13 protein-coding genes and 2 tRNA genes are annotated in these 17,566 nt (G+C 57.0%); 7 read left to right on the top strand and 8 right to left on the bottom strand.

Translation table 11 applies throughout. The features are described 5' to 3' along the window. Positions 1 to 181: 181 nt before the first annotated feature. From OZ410_RS01435 to mutS, 4 genes are all read right to left on the bottom strand, one after another. Positions 182 to 266 (bottom strand) — tRNA-Leu (locus OZ410_RS01435). A gap of 47 nt (positions 267 to 313) precedes the next feature. Further along, positions 314 to 386, bottom strand: a tRNA-Gly gene (locus OZ410_RS01430). 196 nt (positions 387 to 582) lie between these two features. After that, on the bottom strand, positions 583 to 1,800 hold the full coding sequence (locus OZ410_RS01425; RefSeq protein WP_277706129.1) for an MFS transporter: 1,218 nt from the start codon (positions 1,798 to 1,800) through the stop codon (positions 583 to 585). Between the two features lie 12 nt (positions 1,801 to 1,812). After that, on the bottom strand, positions 1,813 to 4,434 hold the full coding sequence (gene mutS, locus OZ410_RS01420) for a DNA mismatch repair protein MutS (protein WP_277706128.1): 2,622 nt from the start codon (positions 4,432 to 4,434) through the stop codon (positions 1,813 to 1,815). A 149-nt stretch (positions 4,435 to 4,583) separates the two neighbouring features. On the opposite strand from mutS, the gene OZ410_RS01415 reads away from it, so the two are divergent. Next, positions 4,584 to 5,111 (top strand): RNA methyltransferase, encoded by a 528-nt coding sequence (locus tag OZ410_RS01415; protein WP_277706127.1) that lies wholly within the window; start codon positions 4,584 to 4,586, stop codon positions 5,109 to 5,111. A 113-nt stretch (positions 5,112 to 5,224) separates the two neighbouring features. On the opposite strand, the gene folK is transcribed toward OZ410_RS01415, so the two are convergent. After that, entirely contained in the window at positions 5,225 to 6,379 is a 1,155-nt protein-coding gene (folK, locus tag OZ410_RS01410) for a 2-amino-4-hydroxy-6-hydroxymethyldihydropteridine diphosphokinase (RefSeq protein WP_277706126.1), read from the bottom strand. 97 nt (positions 6,380 to 6,476) lie between these two features. On the opposite strand from folK, the gene sppA reads away from it, so the two are divergent. The 3 genes from sppA (at position 6,477) to OZ410_RS01395 (ending at position 11,756) form a co-directional block, all read left to right on the top strand. After that, a complete protein-coding gene (sppA, locus tag OZ410_RS01405; protein WP_277706125.1) occupies positions 6,477 to 8,231 on the top strand; it encodes a signal peptide peptidase SppA in 1,755 nt (584 codons plus the stop codon). A gap of 1 nt (position 8,232) precedes the next feature. Further along, on the top strand, positions 8,233 to 8,943 hold the full coding sequence (locus OZ410_RS01400) for a queuosine precursor transporter (RefSeq protein WP_277706124.1): 711 nt from the start codon (positions 8,233 to 8,235) through the stop codon (positions 8,941 to 8,943). A gap of 113 nt (positions 8,944 to 9,056) precedes the next feature. After that, positions 9,057 to 11,756, top strand: a complete 2,700-nt coding sequence (locus OZ410_RS01395) for an AsmA-like C-terminal region-containing protein (protein ID WP_277706123.1) — start codon at positions 9,057 to 9,059, stop codon at positions 11,754 to 11,756. Here OZ410_RS01395 and OZ410_RS01390 read toward each other — a convergent pair. Continuing rightward, the gene (locus tag OZ410_RS01390) at positions 11,753 to 12,547 is read right to left on the bottom strand and encodes a DUF2797 domain-containing protein (RefSeq protein WP_277706122.1); all 795 of its coding nucleotides are present in this window, start codon (positions 12,545 to 12,547) and stop codon (positions 11,753 to 11,755) included. The two genes, OZ410_RS01395 and OZ410_RS01390, sit on opposite strands and share 4 nt — an antisense overlap. A 65-nt stretch (positions 12,548 to 12,612) precedes the next feature. Between OZ410_RS01390 and OZ410_RS01385 the strand changes: the two genes are divergently transcribed. The 3 genes from OZ410_RS01385 to OZ410_RS01375 all read left to right on the top strand — a co-directional run bounded on the left by OZ410_RS01385 (position 12,613) and on the right by OZ410_RS01375 (position 15,506). After that, positions 12,613 to 14,142, top strand: coding sequence for a GH3 auxin-responsive promoter family protein (locus OZ410_RS01385; RefSeq protein ID WP_277706121.1), 1,530 nt, complete (start codon positions 12,613 to 12,615; stop codon positions 14,140 to 14,142). A 147-nt stretch (positions 14,143 to 14,289) separates the two neighbouring features. After that, positions 14,290 to 14,805, top strand: coding sequence for a hypothetical protein (locus OZ410_RS01380; protein ID WP_277706120.1), 516 nt, complete (start codon positions 14,290 to 14,292; stop codon positions 14,803 to 14,805). A gap of 131 nt (positions 14,806 to 14,936) precedes the next feature. Further along, entirely contained in the window at positions 14,937 to 15,506 is a 570-nt protein-coding gene (locus OZ410_RS01375; protein WP_277706119.1) for a dienelactone hydrolase family protein, read from the top strand. Here OZ410_RS01375 and clpX read toward each other — a convergent pair. After that, on the bottom strand, positions 15,481 to 16,716 hold the full coding sequence (clpX, locus tag OZ410_RS01370) for an ATP-dependent Clp protease ATP-binding subunit ClpX (RefSeq protein ID WP_277706118.1): 1,236 nt from the start codon (positions 16,714 to 16,716) through the stop codon (positions 15,481 to 15,483). The genes OZ410_RS01375 and clpX overlap by 26 nt on opposite strands. A gap of 69 nt (positions 16,717 to 16,785) precedes the next feature. Then, positions 16,786 to 17,466 (bottom strand): ClpP family protease, encoded by a 681-nt coding sequence (locus OZ410_RS01365; protein ID WP_277706117.1) that lies wholly within the window; start codon positions 17,464 to 17,466, stop codon positions 16,786 to 16,788. Between the last annotated feature and the right edge of the window lie 100 nt (positions 17,467 to 17,566).

The raw sequence follows: 17,566 nt of genomic DNA, 5'->3' as shown, positions 1-17,566 counted from the left end.
AGGGTAGCGACGGGAATTGCTCGGCTTGCAGCCTCGCGAGTCCCGCCCGAACGTGTTGAAAGAGGAAAAGCCAGGCCTACGGCCTGCTTTTTTGTTTTACGCCCATTCGCTCAAACAAGTTTGGCTCTGAGCGCAAAAACAAAAAAGTCAGAGCATGTGCTCTGACTTTTCCTCTTATTCGTACTCGGGACGGGACTTGAACCCGTACGGCCGCAATGGCCATTGGATTTTAAGTCCAACGTGTCTACCAATTCCACCACCCGAGCGGGGTGCGAACAAAAAAACGCTGACCAGCAGCGTTTTTCTTGCTCAGAGCGAAAAACGGGATTCGAACCCGCGACCTCCACCTTGGCAAGGTGGCGCTCTACCAACTGAGCTATTTTCGCATCTTGCGAAAAACTTCCGAGCGCGTATCGAAATTTCGAGGGTGGCGCTCTACTCCCGATAGCTATCGGGAAGCTATTTTCGCATATTCGTAAGTAGGTACGTCCCTAAAGACGCGGATGCAAATTTAATATAAATTGCCGAAATGCCACAAATTTTTTGGGGTAATTTCTAGGGGCATCGGGGCTGAAAGTACGTTCAGGTCGGTCTCCCGGCTCCGGGCATTCGCAGGGCAATCACTCCTGCAGATAGCAGGGTGAGGCCGGCAGTGAGCCAGATGGCTGCCTCCAAACCAAACAGATCTGCTGTAATCCCGGAGATTACGGCCCCAAAGGCATAGCCCAGGTCCCGCCACAGGCGAAAAACCCCAACACTTTCGGCCCGTTGTTTGGGCGGGGTGGCACTGGCAATGGCATTCAGGAAGGTCGGGTAAACCAGGGCGGTCCCTATGCCCAACAGGCCGGCCAGCAGGGCCAGGAGCCAGAACCCCCCGGAAGGGGGTAAAAACGCGATGGCCAGGGCCTGCAACAACATCCCCCAAAACAGCATCTTTTTAAAATCGATGTGGTCGGACATCTTTCCGGTGGCGATTTGCCCAAGCCCCCATACGGCCGGATAAATGGCCGTAAGTACCCCAATCTGCGCCAGGTCAAAGTCCTTGAGGTAGAGCAGGGCAGGAAACAGCCCCCAGATCATCCCGTCGTTCAGGTTGTTCACCAGCCCGGCCTGGGTAACGGAACTCAGGGTGCGGTGCCGCAGGGTGGTATCCCAAAAGACATGTTCCAGGGCCCGGGTTTGGTCGGTTCGGGTTTCCTGGTGTACAAAACCCCGGGTATCCCGGACCCAGATCAGGGAAAGGAGCAATCCGGTAACCGCCAGAAATACCCCCAGGTAAAAAGGGTAGGGGACCAGGCCAAAGCGGCTGGCCAGGAAACCGGAGAGGAAGGCCACCAGACCCACGGCCAGGTAGCCCGAAAATTCATTGAGCCCCATGGCCAGCCCGCGCTGTCGGGGCCCTGCCAGGTCAATTTTCATCACTACCGTGCTGCTCCAGGTTAGCCCCTGGCTAACGCCCAGCAGGATGTTGGCAAAGACCACCCAGTTCCAGTGCCCGGCAGACATCAGGATCAGGGGTACGGGCAGGGCGATACCCCACCCCAGGACCAGCAGACGCTTCCGGCCCATAACATTAGCCATGCGGCCGGTGTAGTAATTGGCCAATGCCTTGCTGATCCCGAATGCGGTAATGAAGGACAGCATGGCCGTTTTGGAGGTCACCCCAAAAATGGTTTCCGCATATTGGGGAAAAATACTGCGCTCCAGCCCCACCATCCCGCCCACAAAGGCGTTAATCACCACCAGCAGGGTGAATTGCTTCCAGTTTTCACGAAGGCCCAGTTGGGGTTCCGGCTTCAAGGGTATAAAGGATTAGGATGAACTGTTGGCCTGTTTCTTGGAAGACAGCAGGCGTTTGATTTCGTTGAGTTTCATCAGGGCCTCCACCGGGGTAAGCGTATCGATGTTCAGGTCCAGGATTTCATCCCGGATCTGCTCCAGTAAGGGGTCGTCCAGTTGGAAAAAACTCAGTTGCATCTCGTCCTGGGCCTGTTTAAGCCCATCGGTAAGCTGGTCTGCCGAATGGGATTGTTCCAGTTTTTTAAGGATTTTCTGCGCCTTCAGGACCACCTGCTGCGGCATCCCCGCCATCCGGGCCACATGGATCCCGAAACTGTGCTGGCTGCCCCCGGCTTCCAGGGTGCGCAAAAAGAGCACCTTGTCCTTGAGCTCCTGCACGGCCACGTTGTAATTCTTGATGCGGGGGAAGCGGGCCGCCATCTCGTTGAGCTCGTGATAATGGGTGGCAAACAGCGTTTTAGGGCGGTCCGGGTGTTCGTGGAGGTACTCGGCTATGGCCCAGGCAATGGAGATCCCGTCGTAGGTGCTGGTGCCGCGCCCGATCTCGTCCAGCAAAATCAGGCTCCGGGAGGAGAGGTTGTTCAGGATGGAGGCCGCTTCGTTCATCTCTACCATAAAGGTGGATTCCCCCAGGGAGATGTTGTCCGAGGCACCTACCCGCGTAAAAATTTTGTCCACCAGTCCCAGGGTAGCCTCCTGCGCCGGTACAAAACTCCCCACCTGGGCCATCAGGCAGATCAGGGCGGTCTGCCTCAGGATGGCGGATTTTCCGCTCATGTTGGGCCCGGTAATCATGATGATCTGCTGCCCTTCCCGGTCCAGCCAAAGGTCGTTGGGGATATAGGCTTCCCCGGCGGGCAACTGCTGTTCAATGACCGGGTGGCGGCCCTGTCGGATGTCCAGATCCGTGCCGTCCGTCATTCTCGGGGCCGAGTACCCCCGTTCCACGGCCAGGCTGGCAAAGCCGCAAAGGCAGTCCAGTTCGGCCAGCGCATGGGCGTTTTCCTGTACGGGGGCAATATATTCCTGCATCCAGACCAGCAATTGCGAAAAAAGCTGTTGTTCCAGTTCCAGGATACGCTCCTCCGCCCCCAGGATACGGCCTTCGTAATCCTTGAGCTCTTCGGTAATGTACCGCTCTGCATTGACCAGGGTTTGCTTGCGGATCCATTCTTCCGGTACCTTGTCCTTGTGGGTGTTGCGCACCTCAATATAGTACCCGAATACATTGTTGGAGGAGATTTTCAGGGAGGGGATTCCGGTGCGTTGGGATTCCCGTTCCAGCATCTGGTCCAGGTAGTCCTTTCCGGAATGTGCCAGGCCCCGCAATTCGTCAAGTTCTTCGGAAAAGCCCGGGGCAATGGTGGTGCCCTTGCCTACCTGGGCAGGGGCCTCTTCCACCAGCATGGCTTTTATACGTTCCCGCAACGGCTCACAGGGGTCCATACGGCCGGCCAGGGTTTCCAGGGCTTCGGTCCCACAACCGGACAGGCTGCTCTTTACGGGCATCATGGCTTCCAGGGAATTTTTAAGGTACACCGTTTCCCGGGGTCCGATTTTACCCGCGGCTACCTTGGCGATCAGCCGTTCCAGGTCTCCCATCCGCTTCAGGTGCTGCTGAGCCCGGGAGAGCTCCTCCGGTAACTCCATAAAATGGGAAACCGCTTCGTGCCTGCGCCGTATAGGCTCCAGGTGCTTCAATGGCAGGGCCAGCCACCGCCGCAACATCCGCCCGCCCATGGGGGAACGGGTCCGGTCCATGACCTCCAGGAGGGGAACGCCCTGCCCGTTGCGGGTGCGGAACAGTTCCAGGTTGTCCGAGGTAAAGCGGTCCATCCAGACGTAATCGTCCGAAGCCAGGCGTTTCAGAGCCCGGATATGGCCCAGTTGCCGGTGCTGGGTTTCCCCCAGGTAATGCAGGATGGCCCCGGCAGCCAGGATACCTTCCTGCAGGGTATCCACCCCGAATCCTTTCAAGTTGGTGGTCTTAAAATGGGATGTTATGGTTTCCCGGGCGTAGTCCTCCTGGAAAACCCAGTCGTCCAGGAAAAAGGTGTGGTAGCCGGTCGGGAATGCCTCTCGAAAAGCAATGCGCTGGTTCTTGGAGACCAGCACCTCTTTGGGTGCAAAATTCTGCAGCCATTTGTCGGCCCCTTCCCGCCCGGCTTCGGCCACCAGGAATTCCCCGGTGGAGATATCCAGGAAGGCCACGCCCACGCGCGTCCGCCCCAGATGTACCGCAGCCAGGAAATTGTTCGCTTTGGCCTGTAACAGGTCGTCGCTAAGAGACACCCCAGGGGTAACCAGCTCGGTAACCCCCCGTTTTACAATGGTCTTGGTCTGTTTGGGGTCCTCCAGCTGGTCGCAGATGGCTACCCGTTGCCCGGCCTTGACCAATTTGGGCAGGTAGGTGTTCAGGGCGTGGTGGGGAAAGCCGGCCAGGGCAGTCTGGTCGCCCCCATTATTGCGCTTGGTCAGAACTATGTCAAGGATTTCCGCGGCCTTTTCGGCATCGGCCCCGAAGGTCTCGTAAAAATCCCCTACGCGAAACAGGAGCAGGGCATCCGGGTATCGGGTTTTGATACCGTTGTACTGCTTCATCAGCGGGGTTTCCTTTTTGCTCTTGGAGGCCACGGGGTTAGGGGTTTAGGCTGAAAAACGAAAATAAGCGATTCCCCCAGCCCCCCCAATGGATGTTGATATCTTCGGATAACTTGGAAGGTCCGTTTCCCGGGCCGGATTTCGGCCATTTGCCGTACTTTTGGACCCCAAAGCCAAGGCCCATGCGCAAACTCAAAAACGAGGAACTGGACCGCCTGGATCCGCAGGCCTTCCGAAAAGCCCCTAAAACCCCGCTGGTGGCTGTGCTCGACAATGTCCGCAGCCTGCATAACGTGGGGTCGGTCTTCCGCACGGCCGATGCCTTCCGCATTGAAAAAATCTACCTCTGCGGGATAACCGCCACCCCGCCCCACAAGGATATCCGAAAAACGGCTTTGGGGGCCACCGAAACCGTAGCCTGGGAATATGTCCGGGATACGGCCGAACTGCTGAAAACCTTGCGCGAAACCCACCGGTGCTGGGCCGTGGAGCAGGCCGAAGGGGCGGTGTTGCTGGATGAGGTCATCCCGGATAAGTCGCAGGCCCACGCCCTGGTGTTCGGACATGAGGTGCACGGGGTATCCCAGGAGGTGGTGGATCTGTGCCACGGGGTGGTGGAGATCCCCCAGATCGGGTCCAAACATTCCCTGAACATTTCGGTGGCTGCCGGGGTTGCCCTATGGGAATTTTGGAAACACCTCAGGACATAAAAAAACCCGGCTCTTTGGGAGCCGGGCTGCATATATGCATGCTTTGAGTTAGTTGGGTTCGTTTAAACGGACGTGCAAGAAACGGCAATCCCTGCAGATATGCAAGCCCAGTCCTAAAAATTTAGGCCGGGCTTCAGGGCGTGTTCCAGCATCCGGTCCAGGATGGTGTGGTAATCCTCGGGGCGTTTCACAAAATCCAGTTCGGCCAGGTCCAGAACCAGGGCATTGAGTTCCGGGGTGTTTTTCATAAAGTCGAAATATCCCCTGTGGATCTGCTGCAGGTATTCCGCCGGGATGCCGCGCTCGTATTCGCGCCCCCGGTTGGCAATTTGTTCCAGCAGGCGGTCGGTTTGTTGGTAGAGGTAGACATAAAGCCTGGGCTTTCGCACTTCCGAATACATCAGGTCAAAGAGTTTCCGGTACAATTGGAATTCGTCCTGCTCCAAGGTAATCTTGGCAAAGATCAGACTCTTGTAAATATCGTAATCGCTTACCATAAACGGCCTGAAGAGGTCCAGCTGGGCGGTGTCGTCTATATATTGCTGGTAGCGGTCAGCCAGAAAGGACATTTCCAGGGGGAAGGCATACCGGGCCCGGTCTTCGTAGAATTTAGGCAGGAAGGGGTTGTCTGCAAAGCGCTCCAGGATCAGTTTGGCCTCCATATCTGCCGCCATCTGTTTGGCCAGGGAAGTCTTCCCGGCCCCGATGTTGCCCTCAATGGCAATAAACCCGATTTCGGCAAAGGCGGCTGCGGGGTTGGGAAACAGGCGCAGGGGTGTTTTTTCCAGCTGCCCCCGGTCGCGGCAGGCCATCAGCAGGTTGCGACTGTCTTTATTTAGCTCCGGGTGGTAAAACTGGGGGGCAATATCGGCCAGGGGGCGCAGGACAAAGGCCCTGGCGTGCAGTTTCGGGTGCGGGATGCGCAGCCCGGGATGGTCTACCACCTCCCGCCCGTAATAAATGATGTCCAGGTCCATGGTCCGGGACTGGTATCCCGCGGCATCAGAGCGGGTACGCCCCAATTCCTTTTCGATGCCCAGCAGGACCCCCAGCAATTCATCCGGGGGCAATTCGGTATCCACGGCCACGCAGGCATTCAGGAAATCCGCCCCGCTGAACCCCCATGCCGGCGTCTGGTAAACAGAAGATGCCGCGGTTACGGATCCGGCCCTTTCGGCGATCCGAAACACGGCCCGTTGCAGGTTCCAGGCCCGCGGGCCCAGGTTGCTGCCCAGGGAGAGATAGGCTGTGGTGGTTTGGGTTGCCATAGGAGGCAAAGTTCGTAAAAACCCTTCGACCATCCAGCCTTGACCCTCCTCAAATTTTAGGCGGGTATTGGTTATCTTTGCGGTTCTACAACGCAGTATGGCATTTTTAAGAAACCTTTTAGCAGCGATCCTCGGAAGCCTGATTGCTTTCGGGCTCCTGTTCTTTATTTTCCTTTTTTTCATTAGCCTGGCCGGGGCAGACCAGTCCGTGGTGGTCCACCGCAATTCGGTACTGGAACTCCAATTCCCGTATCCGGTAAGTGAATATTCGGGCACCGACCCGGACGACCCCTTTGCCGTGTTCTACGACCCCACCTTGGGGCTGGACGAAATCACCAAGGCCATAAGTCTGGCGAAGCAAGACGACCACATTGCGGGCATTAGCCTGGCCGGACCCTATGTGCTGGCGGGCATGTCCCAGACCCGGGCCATCCGCAATGCCCTGGAAGATTTTAAGGCCTCCGGGAAATTTGTGTATGCCTACGGAGATTTCTATATGCAGAAGGACTATTACCTGAGCAGTGTGGCCGATAGCGTCTTTATGAATCCTGCGGGTTCTTTCGACTTTAAAGGCCTGGCGGCCGAAGTACTTTACTTTGGGGATTTCCAGGAACAGACCGGGTTGAAGATGGAAGTGGTGCGCCACGGGAAATACAAAAGTGCGGTAGAACCCTTCCTGGGCAATGCCATGAGCCCGGAAAACCGGGAACAGATCAGTGTGCTGCTCGAATCCGTCTGGGCCAGTATGCGGGCCGATATGGCCGGCAGCCGGAACCTGACAGAGGAAGCTCTGGACCGCATGGCCACCACTATGGAGGCGCGCACCCCCGAAAAGGCCGTTGCCCTGGGGCTGCTGGATGGCACCGCCTACCGCGACCAGTACGACGAAAAACTCCTGCGCGCCACAGGGGACGACGGTGATGCTCCCCGTACCGTGACCCTGCAGGATTACATCCGTGCCAGCAAGACCAAACGGGTCTACCAGGGGCCGGACCGCATTGCCGTGATCTATGCCCAGGGCGAAATCCTATACGGGGAAGGCGGCCCCCAGTACATCGGGCAGGGCAAGATGGTATCTGCCCTGGAGAAGGCCGCTTCGGACGAGAAGGTGAAGGCCATCGTACTTCGGATCAATTCCCCTGGGGGCAGCGCCCTGAGTTCCGAGATCATTTGGCGGGCCATCCGTCAGGCCCGGGAAGAAAAACCCGTAGTGGTCTCCCTGAGCGATGTGGCTGCTTCCGGCGGCTATTATATGGCTGTTGGGGCCGATCGGATTGTGACCGAACCCACTACCATCACGGGTTCCATCGGGGTCTTTATGACCCTGCCCAACATTGGGGGGCTTACCGAAAAGCTCGGGATTTCGGCAGAACAGGTGGGGACCCACCCCCTGTCCCTGGATTATTCCCTTTTTGAACCCCTGAGCCCGGAATTCCGGGAGGTATTGCGGGAAGGCATCGAAGACACCTACCAAACCTTTCTGGAGCGGGTTTCAGAAGGCCGAAACATAAGTGTGGCCCAGGCGGACAGCCTGGCACAGGGCCGGGTATGGACCGGTCAGCAGGCCGTGGAGCTGGGGCTGGCCGACACCCTGGGCGGCATGCCCGAGGCCATTGCCCTTGCGGCTGACATGGGTGGAACGGAGAATTTTCGCCTGGTAACCTATCCCAAATACAAGTCCGGGCTGGAACGCCTGATGAACGATTTGAACGCCTCCGGCGGGGAGGTGTCTTCCCGGTTGCTCGAGCGGGAACTGGGGGAAGAATGGGTGGAGCTGCTGCGGCAGATCAAAGCGCAAACCCGGCAGGAAGGCGTGCAGGCACGCCAGCCCTTTATCCTGAGAATCCGCTAAGATGACCCCAAAGGACCAGCAGGCGGCATACCGTATCTACCTCTTTCTGGGGGCGCTTTTCATTACTTCCCTGGTGGTGTCTAACCTCATTTTTCAGAAGTTCTTCCTCTGGGAACCCTTCGGGCAACGCACCCTGTTTGGGGCGCCCCTTTTTGTGCTCTCCGTGGGGATTCTGCCGTATCCCATTACCTTCTTGATTACCGACCTGATTTCCGAAGTCTTTGGCCGGAAGAAAGCCAACCAGGTGGTGACCGCCGGCATTTTTGCCTCCTTCTTTTCCATGGGTATCATCCTGCTGGCCAACCTGGCCCCGGCTGCCCAGGATTCCCCGGTGGGGGACGAATTGTTCAGCAAGGTCTTCGCGCTTTCGCCCATAGCAGTGCTCGCGTCCATGCTGGCTTACCTCTCTGCCCAATATATCGACATTGCCATTTACCACTTCTGGAAGCGCCTTACCCAAGGGCGGCACCTCTGGCTCCGGAACAATTTTTCCACCTTTTCCTCCCAGATCGTGGATACCTTTACGGTAATTTTCCTGTTGTGTACCTTTCAGGTGCTGCCCTGGAGCTCCTTTTACGGGTTGTTCATTTCGGGCGTGGTGTTTAAGGTCATGGTAGCCGTGCTGGATACCCCCTTTCTGTACCTCTTTGTTTACCTCCTGCGCAGGCGATTCCGCCTGGCCCCGGATGCTGAGATTGAGATGGTATTCTGATGGCAGGGTAATTCGTCGGAACGGCGCCTCCCCACATACGTTTTTAGGAGGCCACAGCGTTTACAAACCACAGGGCTCCATACCCCCTCCCGGAGCCTGAAAAGTCTAAGCATATGAAAAAGAAGAAAGTCCTGAAAATCATCCTCGGCGTCCTGTTGGTGCTCCTGGGCATCGCTATGGGTTTACCCTTTTGGCTGGAGGCCAGGATAGCGCCCCTGTTGCGGACACAGGTGAACCAGCAGATCAACGGGCAATTCGATTTTGAAGATGCCCGACTGAGCCTGATCCGGAGTTTTCCCGAGGCGCGCATTACCCTGGACGGGATTCGCCTGACCACGAATGCCCCTTTTGAAGGGGATACCCTGCTGCTGGCGGACCAGGCCTATTTGGTGGTGGGCCTGAGCCAATTGTGGAAGGGCGGGTCTGAACCTTTTGAGATTTCCGAATTTGCCCTGGATGGGGCAGACCTGCGCCTGAAGGTAGATGCCCAGGGGCGGCCCAACTACGACCTGGCCAAACCCGGGGAGGCCCAGGAGGAATCGGCTTCAGAAAGCGGCCCCACTCTGGCCCTGCGCGCCTACGACATTGCCCGGTCGCGCCTGAGTTACCAAAGCCTGGAGGACGGCAGCACCCTGCTGGTACTGGACTCCCTGGCGCTTTCCGGTTCCGGAGACCTCTCCCTGGATGTTTCCGAGCTGCAGACCCATACGGAGGGATTGATTTCCCTGGAACTGGACAGTGTAGCCTACCTGAAACGCAACCGCCTGAGCCTGGATGCCCTGCTGGGGATAGACCTGGGTACGGATACCTATACCCTGAAGCGGAATGAAGGCCGCATCAACCAGATGCCCCTGGTTTTCTCCGGTCAGGTGCAACTGCTGGAAGACGGGCAGGACCTGGACCTGGCCTTCCAGACCCCGGATGGGGATTTCCGCAATTTTCTGGCCCTGATCCCGGAAGCCTATGCCGGCAGCCTGGAAGGGGTGGAAACCTCCGGGCAGTTTGGTCTGGAAGGGGAGATAAAAGGCGTGCTGAACGACGACCAAATCCCGGGCTTCCAGATCCGGATGCAGGCCCGGGACGGGTCCTTCCGGTATCCGGACCTGCCCCGGTCGGTAGAGGGGATTGCCCTGCAGGGTACCCTGGCCAATACCAGCGGGCAGGTGGAAGATACGTACATGGAATTGCCGGAAGCGCGGTTTTCCATAGATGGGGAGCCTTTTTTCCTGAGTGGGAAGGCCGAAGCCCTGGGGGGCAACCCCCGGGTAGGGGCCCAGCTCAAAGGAGTCCTTGACCTGGCCAAACTTCGGGATGTACTTCCCGCGGAAGGGCTGGATGTCCTGTCCGGCCGCCTGAAGGCGGATATACAGACCCGTTTTGACCTCGAATCCGTAGCGCAGCATCGCTATGCACAAACCCAGACCTCCGGAACTTTAGACCTGACCGGGGGGCGTTTTGTGACGGAATACCTGCAAGACCCCCTGGAGATAGCCCAGGCCAACCTGCGCTTTTCTCCCAGGGAAGTAGAGGTGCGCGAGCTGCGGGCGAAGGTGGGGCAAAGCGATGCCCGCCTTACCGGGAAACTGACCCAATATTTGGAATACGCCCTGGGCTCCGGGGTACTGAAAGGGGATCTGGTCATGGAATCCGGGCAACTGCTGGTTTCGGATTTTACCCAGCAGGAAACGGAGGCGGCCGGGCAGTCGGATGAAGCTTCCACCTTCCGTATCCCCCCGGACCTGGACCTGCGCATCCGCGCCCAGGCCGGCCGGGCCGAATACGACGGCCTGCCCCTGGAGGATATCCGGGGCGAACTGCTGGTACGGGACCGTCAGCTCCTGTTCCGGGAGGTGCGTTCCCGCGCCCTGGACGGGATGCTGGCCCTGGACGGGGGTCTGGATACCTCGGGGGAGGTGCCCGGTTTTGCGCTGGACCTGGGCATAGATGGGTTCCGCATCCGGGAAGCCCTGGAATCCATTGAGCTGATGCAGACCCTGGCGCCTATTGCCGGGATCCTGCAGGGAAGGCTGAACTCGAAAATAAGCCTGCAGGGCAACCTCTTATCGGATTTCAGCCCGGATATGATGGCCCTGGCCGGCAAGGTAACGGCCGAGGTGCTTGCCGCCCAGCCCAGCGGGAAAAAGGCAGCCGTGCTGGAAGCCCTGGATACCAGGCTGGATTTTGTGAACCTGGAGGAGCTGGACCTGAAAGGCCTGAAAACCTACCTCTCCTTTGAAAATGGACGGGTGGCGGTAAAACCGTTCAGCTTTACCTATCGGGATATTGAAGTGCAGGTGCGCGGCGGGCATAGCTTCGACCAGCAATTGGACTATAACGTGACCCTGATGGTGCCGGCCCGATACCTGGGCCCGGAGGTGAACCGCCTGATGACGGCCCTTTCAGAACCCGGCCTGGAAAACCAGCCCGTACCCGTTGGGGCCACGGTATCCGGCACCTATACCCAGCCCCAGGTGCAAACCGACGTTAAAACGGTGGTCTCCTCCCTGACCACGCGCCTGGTGGAAGCCCAGAAACAAAAGGCCCTGGCAGGCGGTAAAGCCAAGGCCCAGGAACTTATTGGCGGTTTGTTCAAAAAGGACAGTACGAAGACGGATTCCCTGGCCAAACCCAGCCTGGGGAATGTCCTGAAAACGGTATCGGGGGTTGCCCGAAAGGACAGTACGGCCACGGATAGCACCAAAACTTCCGGGCAGGTGGAACAGACGGCCCGGAAAATCCTGGGCGGGTTGCTCAAACGTAAAAAGGATACTGCGGCTACCCGGAAGGACAGCGTGCCCCAGGCGCCGGATTAGCCAATGGTGATACCCACTACGTAGCCCTCGCTGCCGCGGATGTTAAAAACGGTGTTGTCCTCAAAAATGAGGTATTGCCCTTTAATGCCTTTCAGGACACCGCTGTATTGCGGGGATTTGTCCAGGTTCAGGCTTTTGATTTTCTCCGGGTACCGCAGCACCGGGAACTCCAGGTGGGTTTCCTGGGTGTCTTCAATAAAGTATGGGAGTACTTCCTCGGGCAGGTAGGGTTTCAGCCGGGCCCGCCAGGCAAAAAGGTCTACATCTTCCAGTTGGTTGGTGAGCATGCGCCTCCAGTTCGTTTTGTCGCTCACGTGCTCCTTTAGGGCAACCTCCGCCACCCCTGCCAGATAGCGGTTGGGCGTTTCCACAATCTCTATGGCCTCATGGGCCCCCTGGTCGATCCACCGGGTGGGCACCTGCGCTTTTCGCGTTACCCCAACTTTCACATTGCTGGAATTGGCCAGGTACACGATATGGGGTTGGAGCTGCATCCGCTTCTCGAAGTCCAGGTCGCGGTCTTCCTCGCCCAGGTGGGCCCGGCTGCGCTCGGGGTGCATGATCCATTCCCCGGCCCTGGGGGTGTCAAAAAAACAGGACCTGCAGAACCCCTGTCGGTAGATGGGCCGGTCCAGGCCGCAGTTCAGGCACTGGTAGCCCAGCATCTGCAGGTGCAGGGGCCGGTCCATTACGGCATTCATATGGATAAAGTCGGCCGGGAGGGCCAGATAGTACTGGATGGGGTGGCCCATCTCGGTTTCCATTTTCTTCAGAACCCCTTGGTATTGCATGGTTACGGGTGGTGTACTAGATGATAAAATGCTATATTTAGCGGCGGTGTTCAAAGATACCAAAAATGCCTATTCCACTGTTTAATTCCATTGCCTCCTGGCTGCTGAAAAAGCGCTATCATCAGATAGAGCTGTTCCTAAAGTATCCCGCGGAAGTACAGCACGAGGTGCTGCTGCAATTGCTGGATTTTGCAGACGACACCGAGATTGGCCGCAAATACGGTTTTGAAGACCTGCAGGCCTATGACGCCTTTGCCAACCGCGTGCCGGTGGTCACTTACGAGGAGATGGAACCCCTGATCGAGCAGAGCCGGCAGGGAAAGCAGAATGTATTCTGGCCCACCGAGATCCGCTGGTTTGCCAAAAGCAGCGGCACCACCAATGCCAAGAGTAAATTCATTCCGGTAAGCGAGGAGGCCCTGGAGGATTGTCATTACAAGTCCGCCAAGGATCTGCTGTGCCTGTATCTGAACAACAACCCGAATTCCCAGCTGTTTACGGGGAAGGGCCTGCGCCTGGGCGGGAGTAAGGAGCTCTACCAGGACAACGGGACCTATTTCGGGGACCTCTCCGCCATCCTGATCGACAATATGCCCTTTTGGGCAGAGATGAGCAGTACCCCAAGCAACAAGGTTTCCCTGATGAGTGAATGGGAGACCAAGATGCAGGCCATTATTACCGAAAGTTTAGACGAAAACGTGACCAGCCTGGCCGGGGTGCCTTCCTGGATGCTGGTGCTGTTGGGGCAGGTAATGGAGCGCACCGGGGCGTCTCACCTCTTTGAGGTTTGGGAAAACCTGGAAGTCTATTTTCACGGGGGCGTCAAGTTTGGCCCGTACCGCGAACAGTTCCGGCGCCTGCTGCCGCGGGATTCCTTCCAGTATTACGAAATCTACAACGCCTCCGAGGGCTTTTTTGCCATTCAGGACCAGAACGGCAGTGAAGACCTGTTGCTGATGCTGGACTACGGGATATTCTACGAATTCATCCCCATGGACACCTTCGGGACGCCCAAACAGCGGGTCCTGCCCCTCTGGCAGGTGGAATGCGGGGTGAACTATGCCCTGGTGATCACCACCAACGCGGGGCTCTGGCGCTACCAGATCGGGGACACCGTACGGTTTACCAGTACGGATCCCTACCGCATCCGCATTACCGGGCGCACCAAGCACCACATTAACGTCTTCGGGGAGGAACTGATCATGGAAAATGCAGAAGACGCCCTGCGCAAGAGCTGTGAGGCCTGCGGGGCCGTGGTCTCCGAATATACAGTGGCGCCGGTCTTTATGTCCGAAGGGCAGAAGGGCGGGCACGAATGGCTGATCGAATTCCGTCAACCGCCCAAGGATTTACGGGCATTTGGCGAAGCCCTGGACCAGGCCCTCAAGGAGGTTAATTCGGATTACGAGGCCAAGCGCTACAAGGACATGACCCTGCTGGCTCCCCGCATCCACAAAGCGCGGCCCAACCTCTTTTACGACTGGCTGAAGGCCCATGGCAAACTGGGCGGGCAGCACAAGGTGCCCAGGTTGTCCAATACCCGCGAATACCTGGAGGACCTGCTGGCCCTGAACGAGCGGGTGAAGGCCCTCTGATCCCGCCTCCTGAAAGAGAACTCTTTCTATTTTTTCCTGTGACCGATTGCCCAAAAAGGTGTCCGAAGTTATGTGGTACGCATGGTTTCGGACACCCCCTGTTAAGGGTTGTCCTATCCTTGTCGTAGCAATTCAAAACCACAAACAATGAAAATCAGGATTTTTTTGGGTGCCCTGCTACTCAGCAGTTTTATGGCTGCCCAGCAACCGGCGCAGGATGCTTCCGAGATGCGCAACGAACTGAAGGTAAACCTGCTGATGGGGGTACTGGAGTATCCGGAATTCAGTTATGAACGCCTGACCGGGCAGGATGGGGCGGTTGGGGTGTCCATTGGTTTTGCTGCCAATAAGGATATCGACTACCGCTTCTTTGTGATGCCCTATTACCGGGTGTATTTCGGGAAGGTGAAATCCACTGGGTTTTTTCTGGAGGTCAACAGCCAGCTGGCCTCGGTACGGGAATGGGATTATATTGATTTTTCCGGCCCGGGGGAGGAAACGACCTCCCTTGCCTTTGGTATGGGGGCAGCGGCCGGGGGAAAATTCCTTTCGGGTTCCGGCTGGATTGGCGAAGTATATATAGGTGTAGGGCGCTATTTCCAGGACACCTACGAATGGGGGTACCCGCGGGTGGGAATCACCGTTGGGCGTCGATTTAAATAGACGAAATCCCCTGCCAACAGGGGTTTTATCGACAAAATACCTCCGGTGGGCCAAAAATTTCGGGGATTTCCGGCCGAAGCCGCAACTTACCCTTGCCCAACCGACCTACGCGCATCTTAAACGCGATTACTATGGCAGAACGACTTGTTGTCCTTTCCGACATGTGGGGTTCCAAAAGGGGACTCTGGATTACCTCTTACCTGGGATACCTTCAGCAGTATTTCGATATTGTGTACCACGACAGCCAGGCCCTGGCCCAGCTGGAAGGGGTGGTGAAAACCCAGGAAAACCTTTGTGAGGCCTTTGTGAAAGGGGGCTATGAAAAAGCGGTTGGCGCCTTGTTGCAGGCAGAACAGACCCCCAGTCATTACCTGACCTTTTGCGCCGGGGGGACCATTGCCTGGAATGCAGCCCTTCGGGGGTTGCCCATGAAATCCCTCTATGCGGTATCCCCCCTGTGGATGCACCAGCAGGAGGAAACCCCGGATTGCCCGGTACAATTGGTATATGGGGAATTGATGGACCACCGGCCTTCACAGGCCTGGGCCGAAGACAGGGGGGTACGAATGGAAGTGGTGCCCCGTTTTGGCAAGCAGCTGTACTCGGACGAAAAAATCATCCAGAAAGTCTGCCTGGATTTATTGGAACGGCTGGTTCAGGGAAAAGCGCCTGAGCCTATGAGACCGCTTTCAATTTTTTGATGGTCTCGAAAGAGAGTTTTTCTTCCGCATAGGACTTGGTTACCTTGAATTCGCTTTCATCTGAACTGGGAAGGTCGAACATGGCATCCGTGAAGACCGCTTCGCAAAGGGAGCGAAGCCCGCGGGCCCCCAATTTGTATTCTATTGCCTTATCTACAATAAAGTCCAGCGCCTGGTTGGTAATTTCGAAGGAAATCCCATCCATGGCAAAGAGCTTTTCGTATTGCTTGATGATGGCGTTTTTGGGCTCGGTCAGGATGGAGCGCAGGGTACTGCGGTCCAGGGGGTTCATATGCGTGAGTACCGGCAGGCGACCGATAATCTCCGGGATTAATCCAAATTCTTTCAGGTCCTTCGGGATGATGTACTGCAATACATTCTCGGTATCCAGCAAGTCTTCCCGCTTAGAGGCGCTGTAGCCAATGGCCTGCATATTCAGCCGTTTGCTGATGATGCGCTCGATGCCGTCAAAGGCCCCGCCTGCAATAAAAAGGATGTTCTCCGTATTGACTTCGATGAATTTCTGGTCCGGGTGTTTGCGGCCGCCCTTTGGGGGCACGTTAACCAGGGTTCCTTCCAGCAGCTTTAAGAGGCCCTGTTGCACCCCTTCCCCGGACACGTCGCGGGTAATAGAGGGGTTATCGCTTTTGCGGGCAATCTTGTCGATCTCATCGATAAAGACGATCCCCCGTTCGGCCTTCTCCAAATTGTAATCTGCGGCCTGCAACAGGCGGGTCAGGATGCTTTCCACATCCTCGCCTACGTAACCGGCCTCGGTTAGGACGGTGGCATCTACAATAGCCAGAGGCACATTGAGCATGCGGGCAATGGTTTTGGCCATCAGGGTTTTTCCGGTCCCGGTCTGGCCCACCATCACGATGTTACTCTTCTGGATTTCAATGTCGTCCTGCTTGGAAATGGGCTGCAGCAGGCGTTTGTAGTGGTTGTATACGGCAACGGAAAGGACTTTTTTGGTGCGCTCCTGCCCGATCACGTAGGTATCCAGGAATTCCTTGATCTCGCGCGGCTTCTTCAGCACCAGTTCAGCGCTCAGGTCGTCCGAGCGGGACTGCCGGGATTCCTCAGCCACGATCCCGTGAGCCTGCTCAATGCAGCGGTCGCAGATATGGGCGTCCAGGCCCGCGATCAGCAGGTTGGTTTCGGGCTTCTTCCTCCCGCAAAATGAACATTCCAGGTTTTCCTTCGCCATAAAAGTCCGTTCTTGTATCTAAAACGTGTAAATCCGCAAAAATTGCGTTTTGTGCCCGCCAAGCCGGGTTTATTCGCTATCCCGCTCCAGGATTTCGTCAATCATCCCGTAGGCCAGGGCTTCATCTGCCTTCATCCAGAAATCCCGGTCGGAATCTTCGTAAACCTTGTCGAAAGACTGGCCGGAGTGGTCGGCAATGATGTGGTAGAGTTCGTCCCGGAGTTTCAGGACTTCCTTGGCCGCAATCTCAATATCGCTGGCCTGGCCCTGGGCTCCGGACATGGGCTGGTGGATCATCACCCGGCTGTGTTTCAGCCCGCTGCGCTTGCCTTTCTGGCCTGCGCAGAGCAGTACAGCCCCCATGGACGCGGCAATGCCCGTGCATATGGTGGCAACATCCGGCCTGATAAACTGCATGGTGTCGTAAATCCCGAGGCCCGCGTAAACGCTTCCCCCCGGAGAGTTGATATAAATCTGGATATCCTTGGAGGAGTCCGCACTGGCCAGGAACAGCAACTGTGCCTGTACAATATTGGCCACCTGGTCGTTAATCCCGGTTCCCAGGAAGATAATGCGGTCCATCATCAGCCTGGAGAACACATCCATCGCAATGGCGTTCAGCTGGCGTTCTTCGATGATGTTCGGGGTCATCCCCACAGGGTACATGCTGTTAAGGGTTTGTTCCACATAGAGGCTGCTGAGCCCCCGGTCCTTAACGGCGTAATTCTTGAATTCCTTGGCGTAGTCCATGTGTTTCGCACAACAAGAGGGTTAAAAAAAAGGTGCCGAAAGAAGGTTCTCCGGCACCGTAAAGATACTTAATTTTCGGCTTAACGGCCGCCCCCGGGCC

Source organism: Robiginitalea aestuariiviva, assembly GCF_029537735.1.
Classification (GTDB): Bacteria; Bacteroidota; Bacteroidia; order Flavobacteriales; family Flavobacteriaceae; genus Robiginitalea; species Robiginitalea aestuariiviva.
This window is presented reverse-complemented; position numbering and strand designations above follow the sequence as displayed.